This is a genomic window from Agrobacterium sp. OT33 (assembly GCF_017313365.1).
GTDB classification, from domain to species: domain Bacteria; phylum Pseudomonadota; class Alphaproteobacteria; order Rhizobiales; family Rhizobiaceae; genus Agrobacterium; species Agrobacterium rhizogenes_A.
This window is the reverse complement of record NZ_JAFLMZ010000008.1, coordinates 157,072-181,013: the sequence shown is the minus strand read 5'-3', so window position 1 is coordinate 181,013 and position 23,942 is coordinate 157,072. Positions and strand designations below refer to the sequence as shown.

Sequence of the window (23,942 nt, the reverse complement as noted above, 5' to 3'; positions counted from 1 at the left end):
ATTGCATGTCGCATATCGATCTCAATCGCCTCATTGAAGCGCTTGAGCCTGACCTGCGCGTTACCCTTGAAGCCGCGGCTTCTATTGCGGTGCGCATGGGTCACAGGTACGTGGATATCCCGCATTGGCTGCTGGCGGTTGTAGATGCCGGTATGTATGCGGAAACATTCGAGGAATTAAAGATTCCACTTCCGGTATTGCAGGCTGAAATCGGCCGCAGTCTGGGGGAGGCTATTATTGGAGACGGCGAAGCGTTGTCGCTCTCCCAGAACGTCCTGACCGCCGGTCGGGAGGCATGGGTTCTTGCTTCCCTGGAGGCTGGACGCAACCGGGTAACGCTTTGCGACCTGCTGCTGGCGATGGATGAGGAAACCTCACTTCGCTCCTTCGTCCGCTCTGCATTTCCGTCGCTGAAGGCAATGGATCGGGCCGCGCTCGAGCGCCTTCGCAGTTCGGTTGAAGAGGGCGCAGGCGCGGATGTTTCTTCCGTGCCCGCGAGTTCCGGACCGGTCGCCGGCCAGAACGATTTTCTGCGCCTTTATACCCAGGATATGACCGCGGATGCCCGCAGCGGCAAGGTCGATCCGGTTATCGGCCGCGATGAAGAGCTGCGCCAACTCGTTGATATTCTGACGCGCCGCCGACAGAACAATCCCATTCTGGTGGGCGAGGCGGGCGTCGGCAAAACGGCGGTTGCGGAAGCGCTGGCGCTGGAGATCGCCTCTGGAAACGTTCCGGAAAAACTACGTAACGTTCGCCTGCTGAACCTCGATATTTCGCTGCTTCAGGCCGGTGCCGGCGTGAAGGGCGAGTTCGAGCGACGCCTTCATGGCGTGATCGATGCGGTAAAGCGCTCTGCCGAACCTGTCATCCTGTTCATTGACGAGGCGCATGGACTTGTCGGTGCGGGTGGCGCAGCCGGTCAGGGTGATGCGGCCAATATTCTTAAACCCGCGCTCGCAAGAGGCGAGGTGCGGACCGTCGCGGCGACGACGTGGAGCGAATACAAGAAATACTTCGAAAAGGATGCCGCGCTGACGCGTCGTTTCCAGCCCGTGCATGTGCGCGAGCCGGACGAGGCGACCGCGATACGGATGTTGCGCGGGGTGGCCGACACCTTCGTCAGCCATCATAACGTCACCGTTCGTGACGAGGCGATCGTGGCGGCGGTGCAGCTATCCGCGCGTTACATGCCCGCAAGGCAATTGCCCGACAAGGCCGTCAGCCTGCTCGACACGGCCGCCGCTGCCGTATCGCTGGCGCGGCAGACGCTGCCGGAACGGTTGCGCGCCATGGAAAGCGAACGGCGTCTTCTGTCCGATGAGTTGAACTGGCTTCTGCGTGAACCGCAGGACGAAGACATGCAGGGTCGCATCCAGTCGATACGCGACGAGCTTGAGAGGCTTGAAGGCGGGATCGATGATCTGCGTGGTCGTTACGATGCGGAAATGGCCGAACTGGCGGCGCTGGGCGAAGAGCAGCCGGCGCAGCAAACCGGCGCATCGAATGTCTCGCTTCTCCGGCCTGCCGGAGAGGCGCAGCCGACAAATACCGAAAAAAGAGAGGCGCAGCCGACAAACACCGAAAGACTTGTGCCGACGGTGGTCGACCGGGATGCAATCGCATCCGTGGTATCCCGATGGACGGGTATTCCGCTTGGCAAACTCCTGGCGGACCAGATCGAGAGCGCGCGTACGCTGGATGATCGCATGCGTCAGCGTGTCGTGGGACAGGATGCGGCGATTGCCCGGATTGCCGATGCCATGCGCACCGCCCGCGCCGGCTTGTCCGATCCGCGTCGCCCGCCCGCCGTGTTTTTCCTCGTCGGCATGTCCGGAACGGGCAAGACCGAAACCGCGCTGTCGCTGGCGGATCTGCTTTATGGCGGCAACAGCCATCTGACGACGATCAACATGTCGGAGTTCAAGGAGGAGCACAAGGTTTCGCTGCTTCTCGGCTCGCCACCCGGCTATGTCGGTTTCGGTGAGGGTGGTGTGCTGACCGAGGCGGTGCGCCGCAGGCCGTTCGGCGTTCTGCTCCTGGATGAAATCGACAAGGCCCATCCCGGCGTCCAGGATATTTTCTATCAGGTGTTCGACAAGGGTGTGCTTCGCGATGGCGAGGGCCGCGATGTCGATTTCAAGAACACCACGATCTTCATGACGGCCAATACCGGCTCGGAACTGCTTTCGGCGCTTTCCGCCGATCCCGAGACCATGCCGGAAGGTGAGGCGCTGGAAGCGCTTCTGATGCCGGAGCTGACGAAACAGTTCAAGCCCGCTTTCCTCGGGCGCACGATCATCCTGCCCTTCATGCCGCTGGGCACGGAGGAGCTGTCGAGGATCGTGGATATGCAGATTGGCAAGATCAGGGACCGCGTCCTGGCAACATATGGCGCCGACCTGACCTTGTCCGATGCGGCGCGTGATGCGCTGGTGGCGCGCGCCGGTGCGAGCGACATCGGCGCACGCGCCATTGAAATCATGATCGGCAAGGATCTCCTGCCGCCTCTTTCCAGCTTTTTCCTTGAAAAGGTCGTTGCCGGGGAGCGGGTCGGAGAGGTCACTGTCGATTTTGACGGAAACAGGTTCGGCATTCGTGCCGAAGCGGCTGGGGAAACGAATGAATTCGTCGCAACCGAACGGGTTGGGATGGATGAAGTTGCCGCGTCGGAAGGGTCTACCCGACGCATGCGGCATTAGACGAAGGGTAACTCGGCCTCGAAGCAAGAGGTCATTTCAGCTACAGGAGCTTACAGCATGCCAATTTATCTGCAGATTGACGGTATCCAGGGCGACGCCACGCACGAAGAACACCGCAAGTGGATGGACATTGAAGCCATTCACTGGAACGTGGCCCGCAACATGAACACCTCTGCTGGTTCTGCTGCAAACCGCGAAGCTTCCGAACCGACGATTTCGGAAGTCATTCTGACCAAGGTTAGCGATTCTTCTTCCACCAAGCTTTTCCAGGAAGCTTGCGCAGGCCGTACCGGCAAGCTCGCAACGATCCATCTGGTGACCACGGGCAACCCGGGCAACACCTATATCGAGTACCTGCTGACGAATACGCTTATCGCCAGCTACTCGGTGGATTCCAGCGGCGACCGCCCGGTTGAGACCATCAAGCTCAACTTCACCAAACTGGAAGTGAAGTACACGCCGTTCGACGACAACAACTCGCCGCAGTCTCCGATGATCGCCTCCTACGATCTGGCGACGACCAAGGCCGCCTGATAACGACGCGACCCGGTGTCGGCATTGGCCGGCACCGGGTCGTTTTCATCACAGTTTTGCAGCTCACGTCGTGATGTTTCTCATCCACGTTGGACGAGGCGGTTTTTCATGCGCTCCCAATTCGCGTTTCTTGTTTCCGTACCATTTGTCTTGGCCCTGTCCGGGTTTTCATCAGCCGGTGCGGCGGAACGGACCTGGATATACTCCGGTACCGAACTCAAGCAGGCAATCGAGGGAAAGCTTGCGCCGGAAGTGTCCGATCCGGAAATGCGCCGGCTGGTTTCCGTCGCGAAATCCAGCGCCTATATCGCCGGCGTCGCCGATCTGACAAGCGGATCGGACTGGTGCGGTGCCGGCACCGTGACGCCCCATGAGCTTACCGACCGGATCTACACCTATCTCGGCGATATCCCTGCGGAAAAACTGGATGAACAGGCAGCCATTCTCGTGCGGGAGGCGCTTGCGTCCTCCTTTCCCTGTGAGCCGAAAAGTAACTAGTGGGACAAGCCATGCGCGTTAACTTTGACACTCTGTACGCCAATTATCCGAGCAGCGAGCCGTCACATTCCAACTATATCAGCCAGCGTGATCTTTTCACGGAAATCGGCTGGGAAGATTATATCGGCAATCCGAACTATCATAATACCTGCGCGATCCGCGTCAGCATCGCCCTGGTGAAATCGGGCATCAACATCGTGCCTTCCTCTCACCGCATCCAGAAGGGCCCCTATGCCGGGAAAGGCATCGAGGTCAATATGCGTCGCCTTGCCACTCTTCTGAAAAGGACGAGCTATCTCGGCGAACCCGAACCCTTTACGCCCGCAACGGCCCGCAACGGCATCGGCGCGCGCAACGGCGTCGTGGCATTCAACAATATTCCGGGCTATAGCGGCGGCGGTCATATCGATCTCGTGCGCGGTGGTGCAGAAGCTGCCCAGTGCGCATCGGCCTGCTATTATAATTCGGAAACGATCTGGTTCTGGCCGCTTCAAGCCAGCCGCGTATCCTGATCCAGCCGCCCCCTGAAACGGAGCTGCTGTCGCGCGCTTCGTTCAGCCGGCCGCGTTCTTAAAAACCGTCTTCGCCACCCGGCGAGGACCGGTATCCGCCGGATCATATCCGGCTTTTCTGCGCGATGAAGGCACTCTTTCGATCGGAATTGGTCTACGGCACGGCGCGCCTGATGCGCCCTTCCGAGAGAAACTCATCGACATCCTGCTCCTGCAGCGGCGGCGCATAAATATAACCCTGCACCAGCGTGGCGCCGAGGCTTTCGAGGGCTGCGAGTTCCTGTCGCGTCTCGACGCCTTCCACAACGCATTCCAGTCCCATATCCCTGCTGAGGGTGAGAAGGGATTTCACGATCTTGTAGCTCGCTGGTTTTTCATGCAGATCCGTAACGAAGCTGCGGTCGATCTTGATCTTGGTGAGGGGAAGGGCGTGAAGCCGCGTCAGGCTGGAATAGCCGGTGCCGAAATCGTCCAGTGAAATGCCGCAGCCGAGCCGTCGCAACATTTCGACCGACTGCCTGACCTGCTCGAAATCATGTGCAAAGGCCGTCTCGGTGATTTCCAGATCCAGACGCCGCGCGTCGAAGCCGCTGTTTTCGATGATGCCGATCAATGACAGCACGCCTTCGCGGGAATTGAGGTCGTGGGCGGAGAGATTGAACGACAGCCTGAGGGGTGGGGCCCACCGCGATGCAGAAGCGAGAGCGTTTCTGAGAAGAGGCCGGGTCAGGGAGCTGACGATGCCGGCCCGCTCGGCAATGGAGAAAAATTGCGCAGGTGGAACCTGGCCGAGGACCGGGCTATGCCAGCGCGCCAGCGCCTCAAAACCGGCGGTCTTTCCATCGCGTATATCGACGATCGGCTGGAACACGACTGCCAGTTCGTTTTCCATGTCGCGCTGCTTGAGCAGATGTTCGATGCGGGCTTCGATATTGATCTGTTTTTCGTGTTCCGCGTCAAACAGGACAGCATCTCCGCGCCGGGTCTTCTTGGCGTGGTAGAGGGCATAATCCGCCCGGTCGAAAAGCTGTTCAAGCGTGGAGGCAAGATTTGGAAAGACGGCTATCCCCATCGAGGCGGACACATGTACCGTGCCTTCGGGCATGTGGTAGGGTGCCCGCAGCTGTTCCGAGATAGCATTTGCATTGGCAACGAGCTGTGCATCGTCGAGTATGACGGGTGCGACAATGGCAAATTCGTCGCCACCCAGCCGGAACGCCCTGCTGGCTTTCAAGGTGGCGGTAAGACGTTTGCTGACATTGACCAGCAGCCTGTCTCCCACGGAATGTCCATAGAGATCGTTGACCGGCTTGAAGCCGTCGAGATCAATGACACCAAGCGCCAGCCGGGTTCCGGTCGCCCTGGCTTTTTCCAGTTCGGTTTCCAGATGGGTGAAAAAGGCGCGGCGATTGGGCAGTTCCGTCAGGCTGTCCATATTGGCAAGCAGAAGATTCTCGTTGCTGAGTGCTTCCGTGCGCTGTTGCGAAACCACCATGCGCTCGAAATTGCGGTAATTGGTCAGGAGGATGGACATCATGCCGGCGCAGACCAGCAGCACATTGATGGCAATGGCGATGAATGTCGGCTGTCGTGACGCCAGAAAGAAGATGATGAACGCACCGTTGACGATGACGGTGACTATGAAGGCGGCGGAGCGCACATACATCAGACAGAAAATACAGGAAATAACGGTAATCGCCATGTAGAAGGCGACGTGCGATTGCGTATAGGCATCCCCATAGGGCACCAGCAGAAAAGACCAGAGCGTGAATACCATGGCTATGCCGACCGCCAGGCGGTTTGTGCGCTGCAGTGCCGCATGGGCAACCTTCGGCTGGGGATCGATGCCGCGGGTCCTCCACCAGAACGCGACCCTGAGCATGCAGCCAAGTGTGAAAAGGGCGGGAACTCCGATGGTCAGCCAAAACGGCGCCAGTCGCATATGTGTGATGGCGAGCGCCCATGTGCTTGAAAGCAATATGAAATACATCATCGGCATCTGCCGGGTAAAGGCGCGATATTGTGCTTTCAGCAGGTCCGGATTGTCAGACCGGACGGACATGAAATGCTGCAATTTCTGTTTGGCAGTTAGTATTTTCATCCACGGCTCATCAAGTACAGAGGAGCGTTTTTAGCATAATCCCAGTTACGTCATTGGAAATACACAGGGTTAACCGGGAGACAACTGGATCAACCCCAAGATGTACCTTGCCGCCTTGCGCAACATGTATCCATTTGTGTCCGCAAATGCGGGTTTACGTCTTTCTTGAGTAGCCCGGACCAGGCGCCTGGCCTCGTGCGATCAATTGCGATTGAGGTTCTGAACTGGCATGATCGGCCGTCTGGCCCGACTCGATAAATTCCCTTTAAAATCACGCTTGAAAATAATGAACACGTGTGCAATATGAACGCGCGTTCACTCTTGAGGAGATGGTTGTTGCGCATGGACTCGATGTCTTATCCGGATACATTGGCGGCTCGCGCCGAACTCTGCCGCAGCGTTATTCTTTCCGCCGGGGAACTGGTGCTGAAAGGTTTTCAGGGCGAAGCGACGCGCAGCTTCTCGATGAAGGGGCCGCAGGATTTCCTGACGGTGATGGATGCTGCCTCCGAGGCGCATATTCGCGGCGCGATCGCAGCCGGTTTTCCCGATGACAGTTTTTTCGGAGAAGAAGGCGGGGGAGAGATCGGCGACCGCGTCTGGGTGGTTGATCCCATCGACGGCACCGCGAATTTCGCCCGCGGCATTCCGCATTTCTGCATCTCCATCGCTTATGTCGAAAACGGACAAACCGAGATCGGCGCGATCTATAACCCCGCGCTCGATGAACTTTATTTTGCCCGTCGCGGCGAGGGCGCAACGCGCAACGGGCTGCCGATCCGGGTATCGGAGACGCAGCGCTTCGATGCGGCGTCGATCGAAATGGGCTGGTCGACCCGCGTGGCAAATGCCACCTATCTCGATGTCGTCAGGAACCTGCTCGACATGGGCACGAATGTCCGCCGTGCCGGCTCCGGCGCCATGGCGCTCGCCTATGTGGCGGATGGCCGTTCCGATGCCTATCTCGAATTGCATATGAATTCATGGGATTGTCTTGCGGGGCTGCTACTCGTCAGCGAAGCTGGCGGCGATGTCTGCCCTTTCCTGGAAATTGGCAGTATGAGGGAGGGCGGACCGGTGCTGGCCGCAGCCGGCGGTGTTGCCAGGGGCGTCAGCGAGGCGTCGAAGATACCTTTGGCCGAGCGGCAGCCGTCGGATCGGCAGCGGGCGGCGTCGGCCTGATTTCTTGACGGGCGCCCGTCCGTCAAGGGCCTGGCAAGGGTGCTTCGTGCATATGGAGGAATGAAATGGATGGACCCGTTTATGCCCGGCCTGCAATCAGCCTGATTGCGGAAGGGCTCGGCCCGCATAATGCTGCGCTTTATATCGGCGGCAGCGATGGTGCGAGTGATCTCGGGCTCCTGCGCCGGCACGGCATTACCACTGTCGTCAATTGCGCCGTCAATCTCGACATCAATCTCGTGCAGGCGGCGGCGGAAGAGGGCGACAGGCGCCCCGTGGGTTATGGCGATATCCGCTATTACAAGCTTGGCCTGATCGACGGGGAGGGCAGCCCCGACACGATGATGCTGGGGGCCTATTACATTCTTGACGGCGCGCTGCGTCAGACCATGCCGAAACGCGAAACCTATCCTTTTGCCGATGGTGGCAATGTGCTCGTCAACTGCCGCAGCGGTCGCAGCCGGTCCGTCTCGCTGGTGGCGCTTTTCCTGCACAAGCAGCAGCCGCACCTTTACCCCACCCTTGACGACGCGCTGGCCGTGATCCGCACCAGACGGGAATTGCGGCCTGATGAATGGTTCGAGACGCCGAAACCCATGCTTTATGCCGCCGCCCGCCGTGCTTCCGACTGGATCGACATGGTTGACGGCAGAAAGACCGCCCCATCATGCTGACACGTGCGCTTCCTTCCGTCGCCGTCATTGCCGATGCGCATTTCCACGACACCGCCGCTGATTTCGGGTTTCCGGGCATGGAGATCGATGGTGAGCGCATCACCATGCGCAGCTGGTCGGACACACGCGAATCCACCCGGGTTTTCAACGAGAGCGCCGATGCGCTACATGCCGCGCTCGATGAGGTGCGGCAGCGCGGCATTCGCCATGTGGTGCTGCTTGGCGATTATACCGATGACGGCCAGCGGGCGACCACCGAAACGCTGAAGGGCATTCTGGAGCGTCATCGCGATGCCCATGGCACCGCCTTTTATGCATTGCCCGGAAATCACGATATTTTCGGCCCGCGCGGCCGGCACCATACCAAGGAATTCCTGACGGAAAATGGCCGATGCCTTTCCGTTTCGAGCGATGCACGGCGGGCCGGGGAGCGGGTTGTCGTCAGCGACCGGATGTATTGCGAGGGTTACCCTGTGGGGCTTGGCCCCATGGCAGACTTCGGTTACTTCCGCCAACCGGATTATCTGCATTGGGAAACGCCTTTCGGGACATCTGATGCGTCGGAAGACCGTCTCTACGAGGTACGCTCGCCCGATGGGCGCAATGTCTACCAGCTGATGGATGCGTCCTATCTCGTCGAGCCGGAGCCGGGGCTCTGGCTCATGATGATCGACGCCAATATTTTCGAGCCGCTCGATGGCACCTTCGAGGCGGGCGAGGAAGCGGCCTTCACTGACAGCACTTCCGGCGGCTGGAACGCGCTTTTGCGCTGCAAGCCCTTCATCATCGACTGGATTGCCGATGTGCGTCATAGGGCAGAGGCGCTCGGCAAGACATTGCTCGGTTTCTCCCATTATCCGGCGCTTGATCCCTTTGATGGTGCAAGTGGCGCCGAAGGCGCGTTGTTCGGCGAAACCAATGTCGTGCGCCGTACGCCGCGCAAGGCGGTGGAGGATGCGTTGCGTCAGGCCGGGCTTGCCGTTCATTTCAGCGGGCACCTGCATGTGGAAGGCGTGACGAGACGTGGCGATGAGGAGAATTCTCTCACCAATATCGCCGTACCATCGCTGGTCGCCTTTCCGCCCGCCTTCAAGGTCATCCACCCCTCGCGGCAGGAGATCGCCGTCGAAACGGTGGAAATGGGCGCTCTTCCGGTCAACAGCCGTATTTGCCGGGGCTACGCGCAGGAAACTGCGCTGGCAGGCGAGGGTGAGGACAGGGCGTTTACGGCGGCCAGCTATGTTGATTTTCTGCTGGCCCACAAGCGGGCGCTGATCAGACATCGCTATTTCATCAAGGAATGGCCGACTGAGGTGGTCGCGGCCATTGCGGATAAAACTGCGCGCGAGGTTGTTGGCCTGCTCGGGCAAGAGGGGAACCTCTCGTTTGATGATATCGCAGCGTGTTCCGAACTGCCGATGTTCGAGCTGATTGCCGACTGGTATTGCCTGCGTCAGGGCGCGGGTCTGGCACTGCCGCACATCCAGCCGCAGAGACTTTCCCTCTATCGGGTGCTGGCGGCGCGTTTCGGTCGTGAGGCCGATCATCATGATGGGTCCGTCGAAAGCTTTATCGAAATCTTCTTCGGTGCGCTCGGCTTGTTTCTGGGTCGTGCTGAAGGCGGCTCAGGCGATTTCACGCTTCGCCTCGCGCCACGGCAAGAGCGTGTAGCGGTGTGATCTGAAGGTTTTGCAACGGGCGGAGCTGCGTCGCGGGCCTGTGCAGAACCGGCGACGGGAACGACAGGCGAGGTGATCCGATGGAATCGGTCGTTGTCAGCATCAATCTGTTCGGCGCGGTGGCGTTGCTGCTTTTCGGCCTCGCGCAGATCAGGGACGGAATGTCGCGCGCCTTCGGTGCCAGACTCCGCACCGGTCTTGCCGCAGGCACGCGGGGCGGATTTCGCTCCTTCATTGCCGGTCTCGTGGCGACGATCGCCCTGCAGAGCTCGACCGCGACCGCGCTGATGGTCGCCTCCTTCGTTGAAAAAGACCTTATCGCGCCGGCGATGGCGCAGATCGTGCTGCTCGGCGCCAATGTCGGCACCGCGATGACAGCGTGGATTGTCGCGCTCGGGCTTGGCTGGCTGTCGCCGATGCTCATCCTCGCGGGCGTCATCCTGCTGCGGGGAAAATCGGCGCAGCGGCAGGGAGCGGGTGCGGCTCTTGCCGGGGTCGGCCTGATGCTGCTTTCCCTGCATCTTCTGTCGGCCGCGACCGATCCCATCAGGCAATCACCGGCGCTCAGCCTCTTCATTACCATGCTTGGCGACGCCTGGCCGGTGGCGCTGGTTTTCTCCGCCATACTGGCGGTGCTGGCATCCTCCAGCCTTGCCATCGTGGTTCTCATCCTGTCGCTTGCCGCCAGCGGCGGCATCGAAACGAGTCTTGTCATCGTTTTGGTGCTGGGCGCCAATCTCGGTGGTGCGGTGCCGCCGGTGCTTGCGACCCTGAAAGCACCCGTGGCGGCGCGCCGGGTTGCGGTTGGTAATCTCATCGTCCGGGCAGTCGGCTGTCTTCTGGCGCTGCCCCTTGCCGGATATGGCGCGGCCTTTCTGGATATGTCACCCTTCTCGCACGCCAATCTTGCGGTCGATGCCCATCTTTTCTTCAATCTGGCTGTTGCCGCCATCGCATGGCCGCTCTCGCCGCTGCTTTTGCGGGTAACGAAGGCAATGTTGCCGGAAAAAGAGGGAAGCGAAAGCAGCCGCAGCTATCTCGACAGTCACGATCTCGATCAGCCGGTTGCAGCACTTGCCGGCGCGAGCCGCGAGGTGCTGCTGGTTGGCGACCTGATCGAGCGCATGCTGCGGCAGGCGAGTGAGGCGATGCGCGACAGCGATGTCGCGAAGCTCAACGACATCAGCACACTCGAAGGCCGGGTCGACCGTATTCAGCATGACATCAAGGTCTATGTCTCGAAGGTCGGGCAGGATGGGCTGTGCCGCAAAGACCAGCGCCGCGCGATGGATATCGTTGAATATGCTATCAATCTCGAACATATCGGCGATATCATCGAGAAGGGCATTCGGCCGGAAATCGCCAAGAAGATCGATCTCGGCCTCAGGTTTTCCGACGACGGCAAGAGTGAGCTGGAGCGTCTTTTCGCCGTCACGCTCGACAATATCCGCATGGCCCAATCCGTCTTCGCCACCCGCAATGCCGGTCTTGCCCGGCGGCTGGTGGAGGTGAAGGAAGATGTGCGCCGCCTCGAAAAGCAGTCATCGGAGCGCCATCTGCAACGCCTGCGCGACGGCCGGGCCGACAGCATCCAGACCAGCTCCGTGCATCTCGACATGCTGCGTGATCTGAAACGCATCAACGCCCATATTGCCGCCGTCGCTCATCCTATCCTCGATGAAAGCGGTCTCCTGATCGAAAGCCGTATCAGGCAGGCGGTTTAGCGCGCCGTGATGCGCTCCACCATGGAAACGGGCACGACCTGAAGCCGCGTTTCCGGCTCGTCACTGTTGAGCGCGGTCAGGACCTTCTCGGTCAGGGCATCAAAGGATTGGGCAACGGTCGTCAACTGATAACTCTTCCAGCCGGCCTGCGGAATATCATCGAAACCGACAATCGAGAGATCTTCCGGTACCCGGCGGCCCATTTCCAGCCGCGCGGCGTCCATGAAACCGAGCGCCAGCAGATCGGTCACGCAGAAAGCGCCATCGATCGACTTGTCCACCAGCAATTCACAACCGGCCTGATAACCGCTGTCATAGCTGGTCGGCCCGCCGGACCAGGGAACGACCTCGATCCCCTCGACCGTCATGCGCTGGGTGAAGGCGCCGGCGCGGCGCAGTTGCGCCGGGGTCTGGCTGCCACTGGAAATGACCGCGACCTTGCGGCATTTGGCCGCCACGAGCCGCATGGCCGCAAGGTCGGCGCCGTGGGAATCGTCGCTCAGCACCATATTGGTGTCGGTGCGGTCGAGACGCTGGTTGATGAGGATGAGGCGCACGCCGTTGGCGATGCATTCGTCGACGATCGAGGCCGGCGGTTCGCCGGAAAGAACGACAATCGCCTGGGCGCGGAACTCGAAAAGAAGCTCGATCAGCGGCGCGATGTCCTTGCGGGCATCCGCCGCATTCAGCAACAGGCATTGCAGGCCACGACGCAGGAGGCCGATGCTGAGCAGATCGAGCTGCTTTGAAATGAAGGGCGAACTCAGATTGGCGCCGACGACCCCGATGAGGTTGGAGCGATCATTATTGAGGCCCTGTGCCAGACGGTTGACGCGATAACCAAGTTCCTGCGCGGCTTTCAGCACCTTGCGCCGGACTGCTTTTGAAACGCTGCCGCCGGGAGTGAAGGTGCGTGAAACGGCGGAGCGTGAAACCCCGGCTTTTTTCGCCACCTCTTCGGCCGTCACGAACCCTCTCGCCATTCAACTCCCCCGTTGCGAAATCCTATGCCTGATACCACAGGCCATATGGCATCGGCTATTCCAATCGAAATTTTTCGGTTGCACGCCGTTCGCTCCCGGAGCGCCGATCGTACCTGTTCTGCGAAAACGTCTCATCCGTTCCATTCTCTTCGTGTGAGGTAAAACATTCCTCTCGACCGCCGTGTTTAAAAGTTACAGTTTTGTGACAAAAAAGCATTTTAAAACAAATAAATAAGTTAGTGATCACGTGTGCATTTTTTCGTTGACAAAACGCCTTTTAAGACTGATCATGCATTCCAAGGTCAAGCAGGATATGGAATTTTTATTCCACATCCGTTTTGCCGGCGATGTTTTCGGGAGGAGCTGGGATCATCGTTATTGGCGGGTTCGGCACCCGCTTCAGAAGCATTGATGCATTGCTGAAGGTCAACGCACGCGCCGCCTGTTTCGCAGGCTGCGCGAAGGCAGATGCTTGCCGGCGTGTCGGGGCAATGGCGTGGCCATACGGGGAGAGATAATGGCTCTTTTAAGTGAATCAACGAAGACGGAGGCACTGGGGAGACCCCCGGCGACCGCGCCTTCGGCATGGCAGGCATGGCGATATCGCCTCAAGGTCGCGCTCCGGGAGCCGACAACGCTGATTGGCGTTTTGACGGCTTTGCTTTTTACCTATCTGATCGTCGTTCCGATCATTTCGATTATTCTTGACGCCGTCCGCGTCCAGTTCGGCCACGAACGGCGTCTCGGCAAGGATGTCGGTGATCTCACGCTTTATTATCTCGACAGGGCGTTTTTCTCGCCTGTCGCGACGGATCTTTTCTGGCGGCCGCTCTTCAACACGCTGACAGTGGCTTTCGGGGCGATTGCGCTTTCGCTGGTCATCGGCACCGTGCTCGCCTGGCTTATCAGCCGGACGGACATGTTCGGCCGCCGCTGGTTCGCCACCGCGCTGATCGTGCCCTATATGTTGCCGGCCTGGACCTTTGCGCTGGCCTGGACGACCCTGTTCAAGAACCGCACCGTTGGTGGCCAGCCCGGCTGGTTCGAGGCTATCGGCCTCACACCACCGGACTGGGTTGCCTATGGGCGTTTCCCGATCACCATCATCCTTGCCCTGCATTATACGCCTTTCGTCATCCTGCTGTTCGGCTCGGCACTTCGCCGGTTCGATTCGCAGCTTGAAGATTCCGCGCGTATTCTCGGCGCTCATCGTTATCAGGTGGCCTTGCAGGTCATCATGCCGCTGATGCGCCCGGCGCTGCTGTCTTCCATGGTGCTGATCTTTGCGAAGTGCCTTGGTGAATTCGGCGTACCCTATGTTCTCGGGCTGCCCGTGAAATTCGAAGTCCTGTCGACCTCGCTGTTTCGCAGCATCGCCTCGCGCCAGACCGGTGTTGCCGGTGTCGTTGCGGCCTCGATCATGCTCATCGGCATCATCACGCTGATGATCGATGCCCGCCTCGTTCGCGAAGCGCGCCGGTTCGTGACCATCGGTTCGAAAGGGTCGATGAACCGGCAAAACCGCCTCGGCAGGATGCGGCTCCCGGCAACCGGCTTTGCGGCTGCCATCTTCATTCTCAGTGTCGGTCTGCCGCTTCTGACGCTGGCGCTCTCGACCATCATGAAAATGCCGGCCAAATTCACGCTCGACAACTTCACGCTCGATTACTGGATTGGCACCAACCTCAACACCGTGGCTTTGCAGACCGGCGTGCTCCTGAGCCCCGATCTCTGGGCGGCGGCGAAAAACACGATGATGATCGTCGGGCTTGCCTCGCTGACATCAGGCGTTCTCGGTCTCCTGGTCGGTTATGTCGTCATCCGCACGCCGGTGCGCGCCCTGTCGGTCTATCTGCGACAGGTAACGTTTCTGCCCTATCTCGTGCCCGGCATCGCTTTTGCCGCCGCCTATCTGTCGCTGTTTGCCGTTCCGCGCGGGCCGATGCCGGCGCTCTATGGCACGGTGACGATCCTCATACTGGCGCTGATTGCCGACCAGATGCCCTATGCCTCACGCGCCGGCATCTCGGCCATGACGCAGCTTGGAAAGGACCCGGAAGAGGCGGCGCAGATTGCAGGGGCCGGCTGGTTCCGCCGCATGATCTCCATCGTCATCCCGATCCAGAAGGGATCGCTGGTGACGGGGGTTCTCCTGCCCTTCATCTCGGGCATCAAGGGCTTGAGCCTCTTTGTCATCCTCGCCGTGCCGAGCACAGACGTGCTGACCACCTATTCGCTGCGGCTGGTCGATTACCACTACACGCAGGCCGCCAACGCCGTGGTGCTGATCATCGCCGGCATCGCCTATTTCGGCACGCTGTTGGCCCAGAAACTGACCCGCACAAATCTTGCAGAAGGACTTGGAAGCTGATGCCTACCATCAACCTGCGCGGTGCGCAGAAAAACTACGGTGTGAATTCCGCAAATGCGGTTTCCGATCTCGATCTTGAAATCCGTGACGGCGAATTCATGTGCCTGCTCGGCCCTTCCGGCTGCGGCAAGACCACGACGCTGCGGATGATCGCCGGCCTTGAAAACCTCTCCGGCGGGGAAATCCGCGTCGGCGACCGGGTGATCGATTCCGTTACCGATGGCATCTTCGTGCCGCCGGAAAAGCGTGAAATGGGCCTGGTCTTCCAGAGCTATGCGCTGTGGCCGCATTTGACGATCGAGCGCAACACGGATTTCGGCCTGCGCCTGCGCAAGCTGCCGAAGGCCGAACGTGAAGCCCGTGTCGAACGCGTCATGCAGACGCTCGACATTGCCAAATATCGCGACCGTTACCCGTCGCAGCTTTCCGGTGGCCAGCAGCAGCGCGTGGCGCTTGCCCGCATGCTTGCCGTCAATCCCGGCGTTCTGCTTCTGGACGAACCACTCTCCAATCTGGATGCCCGGCTGCGGCTGGAAATGCGCGCCGAACTGAAGCGGCTGCACAAGGAGTTCAAGACCACCATCGTCTTCGTGACGCACGACCAGTGGGAAGCCATGACGCTTGCCACCACCATCGCCGTCATGAACGAGGGCACGCTGCAGCAGATGGGCACGCCGAACGACATCTATGATCGTCCGGCCAACCGCTTCGTCGCCGAATTCGTCGGCAGCCCGCCGATCAATATCCTGACCTTCGGCCAGCCCGGCGTCTCTGATGTTGCCGACAAGGCGGAAGCTTATTTTGCAGCACGTTATCCGCAGCTGCGCGGCATTGCCTCTATCGGCATGCGGCCGGAGGCGATGGGTTATGCGATGAAGCCTGAGGATGTGCCGCAGGGCAGCTTCTCCGGCGAGATGACGGTAACGGGCGTATTGCCAACCGGCGGCAGCTGGATTCTCGAACTCAGAAGCGAAAACCACACGCTGTTCCTGACCACCCATTCCCTGCCGCGTATCGACAGTGGCGAACGCGTGTTCTTCCACGTGCCGCCCGAGGCCCTGCACGCCTTTGACGCCAAGGGGCAGCGGATCACCGAGGCGGACGCCGTTCTACGCAACAGCACCTACAACTGAAAACGCCGATACAGACGGCTGAAGGAGAAACAGTATGAAGCGGACAATGACGGGTTTGAGCCGGCTGTTATGTGCAACGGCAATTGTTGCGACGTTTGGCGGCGCGGTGAAGGCGGAAGAGCCGTTCGACCTCAATGCCCTGATCGAGGCGGCAAAAAAGGAAAAGCCGATCACCGTTTATGACAGCACCGGCAAGATCGTCGAAATGGCGAAGAACTTTGCCGCGAAATATGGTGTCGGTGCCGAGGGCGCGAAGGTCAAGGCCTCGGCTCAGCTGGAGATGATCATCCGCGAGGCGCGCGCCAACAATATTCAGGGCGATGTCTCGATCATCAGCGATGCGCCGGCGGCGATGGCGCAGCTTATTCCGATGGGTTTTGTCGAAAGCTGGCTGCCGCCGGATATGGCCGGCAACATTCCGCCGGAATATCAGGATCCGCTCACCGTCGTCACCAGCGCCAATGTCTGGGCCTATAATAGCGAGCTTTTCGACAAATGCCCCGTTTCCAATATCTGGGAACTGACCGACCCGAAGTGGAAGGGCAAGGTGGCGATGCAGGATCCGCTCGGCAAGGCCTCCTATGTCGACTGGTTCAACCAGATGGCCAGCCATGGCGACGGTGAAGTGAAGGCGGCCTATAAGGCGCTTTACGGCAAGGACCTCGAAACCGGGGAAAAGAGCGCAACCGCGGCATGGGTGAAGGCGCTTGCCGCCAACGCTCCGTTGCTGACCGATGCCGATGCGGCCGCCGCCGAAGCCGTTGGCGCTCCCGGCCAGAAGGAGCCCTTCATGGGCCTCATCAGCTCGGCGAAGTTCCGCGACAATGCCGAGAAGGGCATGAAACTTGGCCTCTGCAAGGAGCTGAAACCGTGGGTCGGCTGGCTCTATCCGGGTGTCGGCCTGATTACCAAGGGCACGAACAGCCCGAATGCGGCAAAGCTCTTCATCCATTACGTCATGACCGCCGAAGGCATCGCGCCGCAGGCAATCGACGGCAAGATGTCGACCAACAAGGAAGTGAGCCTGCCGGCCGACGAGCCTTCGGGTATCGGCGCCGTTCTCGATGACATTCTGCCCTACAGCATGGCGACCAGCCTCGACGACTGGGACGCGCGTGAAACCTGGCAGGACTTCTGGCGTGTGAACTACAAAAAATAACGGGGGACCAACTGGTGACGATCACTACTCAGAACAGGAACGGCAATGAGCGCAGGCGGCGGGGGGCCGTCTCCGCGCTTTGCCTCGGCTTTTCGCTGGCAGTCAGCGGGGCCGCCCATGCGCAGGATGCCTTTAATCTCGATGCGCTTATCGATGCCGCGAAGAAGGAAAAGCCGATCACCGTTTATGCGGTGACCGGCAAGATCGTTGATACCGCGCAGGCCTTCACCGCCAAATATGGCGTGCAGGCGAGCGGCAAGAAGGTGAACGAGGCGACGCAGGTTGAGCTGATGATCCGCGAGCATCGGGCAGGTAACGTTGTCGGCGATGTCAGCGTCGCAACCGATGTCGCCTCCGCCATGGGCGAGCTTCTGCCGGAGGGCATCGTCACCAGTTGGGCGCCGCCGGATATGGAAGGCGATATTCCGCAAAAGCTGCGCGATCCGCTGGTCGTCGTCTCGGACCCGCATGTCTGGACCTACAATACCGAGAAATACGACACATGCCCGGTCACCAATATCTGGCAGCTGACGGAGCCGAAGTGGAAGGGCAAGCTTGCCATGCTCGACCTCTTCGACAAGCCGCTTTATGCCGATTGGTTCAACCAGATCGAAACCCACCACGATGCCGATGTCGCCAGGGCTTATGAGGATCTTTATGGCAAGAAGCTGGAAACGGGCGAAAAAAGCGCAACGGCGGCCTGGGTGAAAGCCTTTGCCGAAAATGCGCCGCTGCTGACGGATTCGAGTTCGGTTGCGGATGCGGCCGGTGCGCCGGGGCAGGCCGATCCTTTCTTCGTCATCACTTCGGTGGCGAAATATCGCGACAATGAGGCCAAGGGGCTGAAGCTCGGTCTTTGCAGCGGTGTAAAGCCCTTTTCCGGCTTTCTCTACCCCGGTTTCGGCCTGATTGCCGGGCAGACGAAAAGCCCGAATGCGGCAAAGCTTTTCCTGCATTACCTGATGACGGAAGAGGGCATCGCACCCCAGACCGCCGACGGCAAACTCTCCGGCAATACGAAAATCGCCCTGCCGGCGGATGAACCCTCGAAGGTTGCCGATCATCTCGATGAGCTGATGGCGTTCGATGCCGCAACGGCGGCCGACGACCTCGACAAGCGTGAAGGCTGGCAGGATTTCTGGCGGGTAAATTACAAAAAATAAACGGAAGGCGGGCGCCAAGCCCGCCTGTCTTTTCCTTGGGAGGGGAAACGATGAAAAGAACAAATTTGAGAGCGGTGTCAGCCATTGCTGCGGCAATGATCGGATTGTCTGCCATGGCTGCTGCGGCCGAAGAGGCCTTCGATCTGGATAAGATCCTGGCGGCGGCAAAGCAGGAAAAGCCGATCAATATCTATGACAGCACCGGCAAGATCGTCGAGATGGCCGATAAGTTCAGCGCGAAATACGGGCTGAAGGCAACGGGTGTGAAGGTCTCGGCCAATAGCCAGCTGGAGATGATCATCCGTGAAAGCCAGTCCGGCAACGTGCAGGGCGATGTGGTGCTGATCACCGACGCGCCATCGGCGCTCGCCCAGCTTCTGCCGGCGGGTTTTGTCGAGAATTACCTGCCGGGCGACATGGCCTCGAAAATCCCGGCGCAGTTTCAGAACCCGCTGGCAATTTCCACCAACGCCAATGTCTGGGCCTATAATACCGAAGCCCATGACAAATGCCCGGTGACGAATATCTGGGAACTGACCGAGCCGAAGTGGAAAGGCAAGGTCGCCATGGTCGATCCGCTCAGCAAGAGCACCTATACGGACTGGTTCAATCAGCTCGAAGCCCACGGCAATAAAAAGGTGGCGGCAGCCTACAAGGCCCATTCCGGCAAGGAGATGGAGGAGAAGGGCGCGGCAGCCGCCTGGATCAGGGCGATGGCTGCAAACGGCCCGCTTGCCACCGAAGGTGACGACCCGGTGGCGGAGGCGGTCGGCGCTCCCGGCCAGAAACAGCCCTTCTTCGGCCTGCTCAGTTCGGCCAAGTTCCGCGACAATGCCGATAAGGGCTACAAGCTCGGCCTCTGCACCGATCTCGATCCCTGGGTCGGCTGGACCTATATCAAGCTCGGCCTGATGGCTTCCAAGACCAGAAGCCCGAACACGGCCAAGCTCTTCATTCACTACGTCCTGACGGAAGAGGGCATCGCCCCGCAGATGAAGGACGGCAAGCTGCCGACCAATACCGACATCCAGATGCCGGCTGACGAGCCTTCGGGGCTGATGAAGGTCGCCGACAGGCTGATGGGTTACGATTCCTCCACCGGTCTCGATGATTTCGACCGGCGCGAGGAGTGGCAGGATTTCTGGCGCGTCAATTACAGGAAATAATCCCGGCTGGCGCGGCATGAATCGCGCCGCCGCCTCTTTCTCATGGGAATGAACAGACTGGATATGCCGATGCAGACATCACGCTCCACCGAACGGAAATCTGAAAATGAGAAGGCGCTTGCCCACTCCGTGCGGCTGATGGAAATCGCCGAGACTGCCGCGCGTGCGGTGCGTGATCCGCTGCTGGCCGCGTTTCGCTCCGATATGGCCGTAGATTACAAGGTCGATCTCCACGATATCGTCACCATTCATGACAAACGGGCCGAAGCCGCCATCCGCGCCGTCATTCTCGAAAGGGAACCCAATTCGGCGATCATGGGTGAAGAAGGCGGACAGATCGGCAGCGGCGCGGTGCAATGGTATGTCGACCCCATTGACGGTACGGCGAATTTCGCCCGCGGCCTTGCCTTTTGGTGTGTCTCCATCGCCGCTGTCATCGACGGGAAAACCGTTGCCGGGGTGGTTTATGATCCCGTGACAGACCAGATGTTTTCCGCCGACCTCAAGGCTTCCTATCTGAACGGCGAAAGGCTGCAGTCCCGCAGCGTCGCAGATGAGACGCGCGCGACGCTGATCACCGGCTACCCCGTTTCGCGTGATTTCCGGCTGGATGGGCGGGAAGCGGCGCTCGCCAATTTCGGCGCTCTTGTCGAGACCTTCTCGACATTGCGCCGGCCTGGCAGCGCCGCGCTCAGCATCGCCCATGTTGCGGCGGGCTGGACGGATGCGGCCGCCGGTTTCGGCGTTAATGCATGGGATGTGGCCGCAGCCATCCTCATTCTCAAAAATGCCGGCGGAACCTATGAGCCGCTGACCCTCGGAAAAGTGGCGGAGGGTTCCGCCGATTTCCTCTGCCCCGGCTATATCGCCACGGGCGAGGGGGCGAGCTATCCAACATTGAACCGGGTGGCACGATCCATATCCGAAGGCCGCATCGCCAATGCCGCGATACGGCTGAACCAAACGACCGCGAAGTTCTGAAGACGTTATAAATGACGGCGGCCAAATAGGCGCCGATGGAGACATGACATGCCGCAACCGCAACAGACCCCAGCCCGAGAGCCGGAAAGCGGCGAATTGCCGAAGCTCAGCCGCATCTATGAGCGGCATCCGCTTTATGGCGTCGATCTGTTCATTTCGGGCAAGGAGGGCGCGAGCGACCTTAATCTCCTGCGCCAGAACGGCATCACCACCGTCGTCAATTGCGCCGTCAATCTGGACTTCAATTTCGTGGAGCAGTCACAGGTCGTTTCCGATCATGAAGGCAGTGTCTATGGGCCGGGCGAAATCCGCTATTACAAGATCGGCCTGATCGATGGCGCCGGAAACCCCGATACACAGATGGTGGCGGCCCACTATATCCTGCGCGCGGCGCTGGAGCAGATATTGCCCGACAAGCCGTCCTATCCTCGTCGGGAACGCGGCAACGTGCTCATCAATTGCCGGGGTGGCCGTTCGCGCTCCGTCGCCGTTGTCGCGCTTTTTCTGCATCTGACGCTGCCGGTGGAGTTTCCGACATTCGATGATGCCATCGGATTTGTGCGGGTGAAGCGCGAACTGCCGGAAAACGAATGGTTCAAGGCACCGAAGCCCGTGCTTGCGGATGCCGCCCGCCGTGCCGCCGGCTGGATCGCGATGATCGACGCCGCGCACTGAAGAGAGGTTACCGCGGCGTCACCTGATTTGGGGGATGCGGCGGACCTGCGGTGTGAGACCGCCAGATAGGCCGAGAGGTTGCCAGTCAGCATCCTCCCGGCTTTTCGGTCTTAGGCTTCGCTCACCGCGTTGTTCCATGCCCGGACCTTCTCGATGTTCCGTTCCGAGCGGGATACGATCTCGAAAGCGAAGCCGTCGCCGGAAACACGCTCGCCGACTTCGGGAAGGCGATTGAGACGCCACAGGATGTAGCCTGCCACGGTGGAGTAGCGGTCGGCCTCATCCACCAGATCGATGTCGAGAAGGTAGGATGCCCTTCTGACATCGACGGCGCCGTCGATAAGCCAGGAACCGTCTTCGGCCTTTTCCGAAATCAGCAGCTCCTCGCCCTCATCAGGGAATTCGCCGGCGATCGCCTCGAGAATATCCGTCGGCGTGGCGATACCCTGCAGCGTTCCGTATTCATCGATGATGACGGCCATCTGCAACGGAGACTTGCGCAGCTGTTCCATGACCTGCAGGGCGGTGGCGCTCTCATGCACCACAAGCGGCTGCCGCAGCGAGCTTTCGAGGTCCAGGCTGCCGTCACGCAGAAGATCGCGCAGCAGGTCCTTCGTGGCGGCAACGCCGACAAAGGAGTCCAGCTTGCCTTGCGCCAGCATCAACCGGGAATGATCGAGCTCCAGCAGGCGGTGGCGCAGCGTCTCCGGGTCGGCGTCGATATCCAGCCAGTCGATCTCGGTGCGTGGCGTCATGATCGAGACGACGGGGCGCTCGGCAAGTGTCAGCACGCCGCGGATCATGTCCTTTTCTTCGGATTTGAACAGGTCGCTGAGGGTGGCCTGTTCGGCGATAAGATCGGCCGTCTCGCCAAGCGGCTGCTCACCGACCCTGCCGCCGAGAAGCCGCAGGATGGCGTCGGAGGTGCGTTCACGCATATCACCGGCGGTGATGCGCTTTTCGCGGTTGCGCCTGCCAAGCTGGTTCGCCGCCTCAATGAGCACGGAAAAGCCGATGGCCGCATAGAGGTAACCCTTCGGAAGATGGAAACCGAAACCTTCGACGATCAGGCTGAAGCCGATCATCAACAGGAAGCCAAGGCACAGAATGACCACGGTCGGATGTTTCGACACGAATGTCATCAGCGGCCTGGAGGCCGCCATCATCACCGCCATGGCCACGCAGACGGCAGTGATCATCACCCAGAGATTATTGACCATGCCGACGGCGGTGATGACGCTGTCGAGCGAGAACACGGCATCGAGCACGACGATCTGCACGATGACCTGCCAGAAGACGGCATGGACCACCTTGCCTTCTTTCGGCTTATGCCCGCCCTCCAGCCGCTCGTGCAGTTCCAGGGTTCCCTTGGCAAGCAGGAACGCACCGCCGAGGATGAGGATGAGGTCGCGCCCCGAGAAGGAGAAGTCCGCGATGGTGAACAGCGGCCGCGTCAGGGTGACGATCCACGAGATCGAGAACAGCAGCAGGATGCGCATGACAAGCGCGAGCGACAGACCGATGATGCGCGCCCTGTGGCGTTGGTGTGGTGGCAGCTTGTCGGCAAGGATCGCGATGAAGACGAGATTGTCGATGCCGAGGACGACTTCGAGAACGATAAGGGTGACGAGGCCGATCCAGATGTTCGGATCTGCGAGGAATTCCATGTTCAGGAGCCTTTATGGGAATGGGTGCGAACGCGCAAAGCCCCGGATCGAACATCCGAGGCTGAAAGCTGTCGCGTTGAGGGAAACAAGAAAATCCGAGGCTGGCTTCGCGTCACGCGAGCCAGCCTCGTTCGGTGTCGACTACTGTCGGTACTGTCGCCTTCGTCAGGCATGGGGTGAATTTATCCCGCTATCCGTGAATTCTTGTGCTGGCCGAATTAGCAGATTTTCATCGGACAGAAAAGCGTTTTCATTCATCCCGACCGGATGCGGGCCGTCGATGCCGGATGTGGAATGTTTGCGAAGCGGCGGAATTTGCCTGCCTGGTAACATCACCGCGCGCGGCTTGGCCTCTTTCTGGCGGGGGTCATGCGTCGCGTGATCCAGGCGCCGGCGAAGGCGATCAGAATGGCGATTGCCGTCGCCAGAACCGCAAGGCCCAGCCAGTGGACCTCTGTGAGTTCGCCAAACTGTTCCGCGCCCTTTGCCGCGAGCCAGCCCGGGGCAAGCAGCACAGGCACCCAGAGAATGGCGGAGGTAATGTTCGCGGCCTGGAAGCGGCGCTGATCCATCCCGATCATGCCCGCGACCAGAGGAACCGTGCAGCGCAAAGGTCCGAAAAAACGGCCGAAGAACACGGCAAAGAAGCCGTATTTCCGGAAAAAGAGCCGCACCCGCGCGACCCGTTCGCGATAGTGCCGCAATGGCCATCGATGAACCACGCTCGGCCCCAGCCATTTGCCCATCATGTAGGATACGATATCGCCGAGTACCGCGCCGATGATTGCTCCTGTGACCACGGGAAAGGGGTCGATGACGCCGCTGCCGACCAGCCCGCCGATCAGGAGCATCAGCGCCGTGGCCGGAATTATGAGCCCGAGAATGACGATCGACTCCCCGAAGGCAATGAAGCCGACAATCGCGCCCGCCCATGCCTGATGCGTGCGAATGAAGGTTTCCGTTGCTTCGAGAAGACTGTCCAAATCGAACTCCGCAGATATTCACGATGACGAAATTGTTACCGCTGCCCGAACCGCC

General features: G+C 59.9%; 19 protein-coding genes. 15 read left to right on the top strand and 4 right to left on the bottom strand.

Features of this window, described 5'->3' with window-relative positions; genetic code table 11:
* Nucleotides 1–5: 5 nt before the first annotated feature.
* From tssH to JZX88_RS19380, 4 genes are all read left to right on the top strand, one after another.
* Nucleotides 6–2,702, top strand: coding sequence for a type VI secretion system ATPase TssH (tssH, locus tag JZX88_RS19395; RefSeq protein ID WP_206914487.1), 2,697 nt, complete (start codon nucleotides 6–8; stop codon nucleotides 2,700–2,702).
* A 57-nt stretch (nucleotides 2,703–2,759) separates the two neighbouring features.
* Entirely contained in the window at nucleotides 2,760–3,236 is a 477-nt protein-coding gene (locus tag JZX88_RS19390) for an Hcp family type VI secretion system effector (protein WP_065117846.1), read from the top strand.
* Between the two features lie 108 nt (nucleotides 3,237–3,344).
* A complete protein-coding gene (locus JZX88_RS19385; RefSeq protein WP_206914486.1) occupies nucleotides 3,345–3,734 on the top strand; it encodes a Rap1a/Tai family immunity protein in 390 nt (129 codons plus the stop codon).
* 11 nt (nucleotides 3,735–3,745) lie between these two features.
* The gene (locus tag JZX88_RS19380; protein WP_065117844.1) at nucleotides 3,746–4,246 is read left to right on the top strand and encodes a type VI secretion system amidase effector protein Tae4; all 501 of its coding nucleotides are present in this window, start codon (nucleotides 3,746–3,748) and stop codon (nucleotides 4,244–4,246) included.
* A gap of 154 nt (nucleotides 4,247–4,400) precedes the next feature.
* Here JZX88_RS19380 and JZX88_RS19375 read toward each other — a convergent pair whose 3' ends face one another.
* The gene (locus JZX88_RS19375) at nucleotides 4,401–6,347 is read right to left on the bottom strand and encodes a bifunctional diguanylate cyclase/phosphodiesterase (protein ID WP_065117843.1); all 1,947 of its coding nucleotides are present in this window, start codon (nucleotides 6,345–6,347) and stop codon (nucleotides 4,401–4,403) included.
* A gap of 342 nt (nucleotides 6,348–6,689) precedes the next feature.
* Between JZX88_RS19375 and JZX88_RS19370 the strand changes: the two genes are divergently transcribed.
* The 4 genes from JZX88_RS19370 to JZX88_RS19355 all read left to right on the top strand — a co-directional run bounded on the left by JZX88_RS19370 (nucleotide 6,690) and on the right by JZX88_RS19355 (nucleotide 11,606).
* Entirely contained in the window at nucleotides 6,690–7,529 is an 840-nt protein-coding gene (locus tag JZX88_RS19370; protein ID WP_206914485.1) for an inositol monophosphatase family protein, read from the top strand.
* A gap of 65 nt (nucleotides 7,530–7,594) precedes the next feature.
* Complete coding sequence (locus JZX88_RS19365) at nucleotides 7,595–8,203, top strand: dual specificity protein phosphatase (RefSeq protein WP_110758764.1); 609 nt, start codon at nucleotides 7,595–7,597, stop codon at nucleotides 8,201–8,203.
* Nucleotides 8,197–9,882, top strand: a complete 1,686-nt coding sequence (locus JZX88_RS19360; RefSeq protein ID WP_206914484.1) for a metallophosphoesterase — start codon at nucleotides 8,197–8,199, stop codon at nucleotides 9,880–9,882. Before JZX88_RS19365 ends, JZX88_RS19360 begins: the two co-directional genes overlap by 7 nt.
* An 80-nt stretch (nucleotides 9,883–9,962) precedes the next feature.
* Entirely contained in the window at nucleotides 9,963–11,606 is a 1,644-nt protein-coding gene (locus JZX88_RS19355; protein ID WP_065117839.1) for a Na/Pi cotransporter family protein, read from the top strand.
* Here the strand turns inward: JZX88_RS19355 and JZX88_RS19350 are convergent.
* On the bottom strand, nucleotides 11,603–12,589 hold the full coding sequence (locus JZX88_RS19350; RefSeq protein WP_065117838.1) for a LacI family DNA-binding transcriptional regulator: 987 nt from the start codon (nucleotides 12,587–12,589) through the stop codon (nucleotides 11,603–11,605). The genes JZX88_RS19355 and JZX88_RS19350 overlap by 4 nt on opposite strands.
* A 517-nt stretch (nucleotides 12,590–13,106) precedes the next feature.
* Here JZX88_RS19350 and JZX88_RS19345 point away from each other — a divergent pair.
* From JZX88_RS19345 to JZX88_RS19315, 7 genes are all read left to right on the top strand, one after another.
* On the top strand, nucleotides 13,107–14,960 hold the full coding sequence (locus JZX88_RS19345) for an iron ABC transporter permease (protein WP_206914483.1): 1,854 nt from the start codon (nucleotides 13,107–13,109) through the stop codon (nucleotides 14,958–14,960).
* Nucleotides 14,960–16,093: an ABC transporter ATP-binding protein gene (locus JZX88_RS19340; RefSeq protein WP_206914482.1), complete on the top strand. Its 1,134-nt coding sequence runs from the start codon at nucleotides 14,960–14,962 to the stop codon at nucleotides 16,091–16,093. Before JZX88_RS19345 ends, JZX88_RS19340 begins: the two co-directional genes overlap by 1 nt.
* Nucleotides 16,094–16,127: 34 nt before the next feature.
* Nucleotides 16,128–17,252: an ABC transporter substrate-binding protein gene (locus JZX88_RS19335; protein WP_206914481.1), complete on the top strand. Its 1,125-nt coding sequence runs from the start codon at nucleotides 16,128–16,130 to the stop codon at nucleotides 17,250–17,252.
* 14 nt (nucleotides 17,253–17,266) lie between these two features.
* Nucleotides 17,267–18,415 carry a substrate-binding domain-containing protein gene (locus JZX88_RS19330; RefSeq protein ID WP_206914480.1) on the top strand — a complete coding sequence of 383 codons (1,149 nt, stop codon included), beginning with the start codon at nucleotides 17,267–17,269 and terminating at the stop codon, nucleotides 18,413–18,415.
* Between the two features lie 95 nt (nucleotides 18,416–18,510).
* Nucleotides 18,511–19,581, top strand: a complete 1,071-nt coding sequence (locus JZX88_RS19325; RefSeq protein ID WP_371741207.1) for an ABC transporter substrate-binding protein — start codon at nucleotides 18,511–18,513, stop codon at nucleotides 19,579–19,581.
* Between the two features lie 63 nt (nucleotides 19,582–19,644).
* Nucleotides 19,645–20,562, top strand: a complete 918-nt coding sequence (locus JZX88_RS19320; protein WP_206914478.1) for an inositol monophosphatase — start codon at nucleotides 19,645–19,647, stop codon at nucleotides 20,560–20,562.
* A 48-nt stretch (nucleotides 20,563–20,610) separates the two neighbouring features.
* The gene (locus JZX88_RS19315) at nucleotides 20,611–21,237 is read left to right on the top strand and encodes a dual specificity protein phosphatase (protein ID WP_206914477.1); all 627 of its coding nucleotides are present in this window, start codon (nucleotides 20,611–20,613) and stop codon (nucleotides 21,235–21,237) included.
* Nucleotides 21,238–21,347: 110 nt separating this feature from the next.
* On the opposite strand, the gene JZX88_RS19310 is transcribed toward JZX88_RS19315, so the two are convergent.
* On the bottom strand, nucleotides 21,348–22,904 hold the full coding sequence (locus JZX88_RS19310) for a TerC family protein (RefSeq protein ID WP_206914476.1): 1,557 nt from the start codon (nucleotides 22,902–22,904) through the stop codon (nucleotides 21,348–21,350).
* A gap of 332 nt (nucleotides 22,905–23,236) precedes the next feature.
* Nucleotides 23,237–23,887, bottom strand: coding sequence for a DedA family protein (locus tag JZX88_RS19305; protein ID WP_174033065.1), 651 nt, complete (start codon nucleotides 23,885–23,887; stop codon nucleotides 23,237–23,239).
* Nucleotides 23,888–23,942 lie beyond the last annotated feature (55 nt).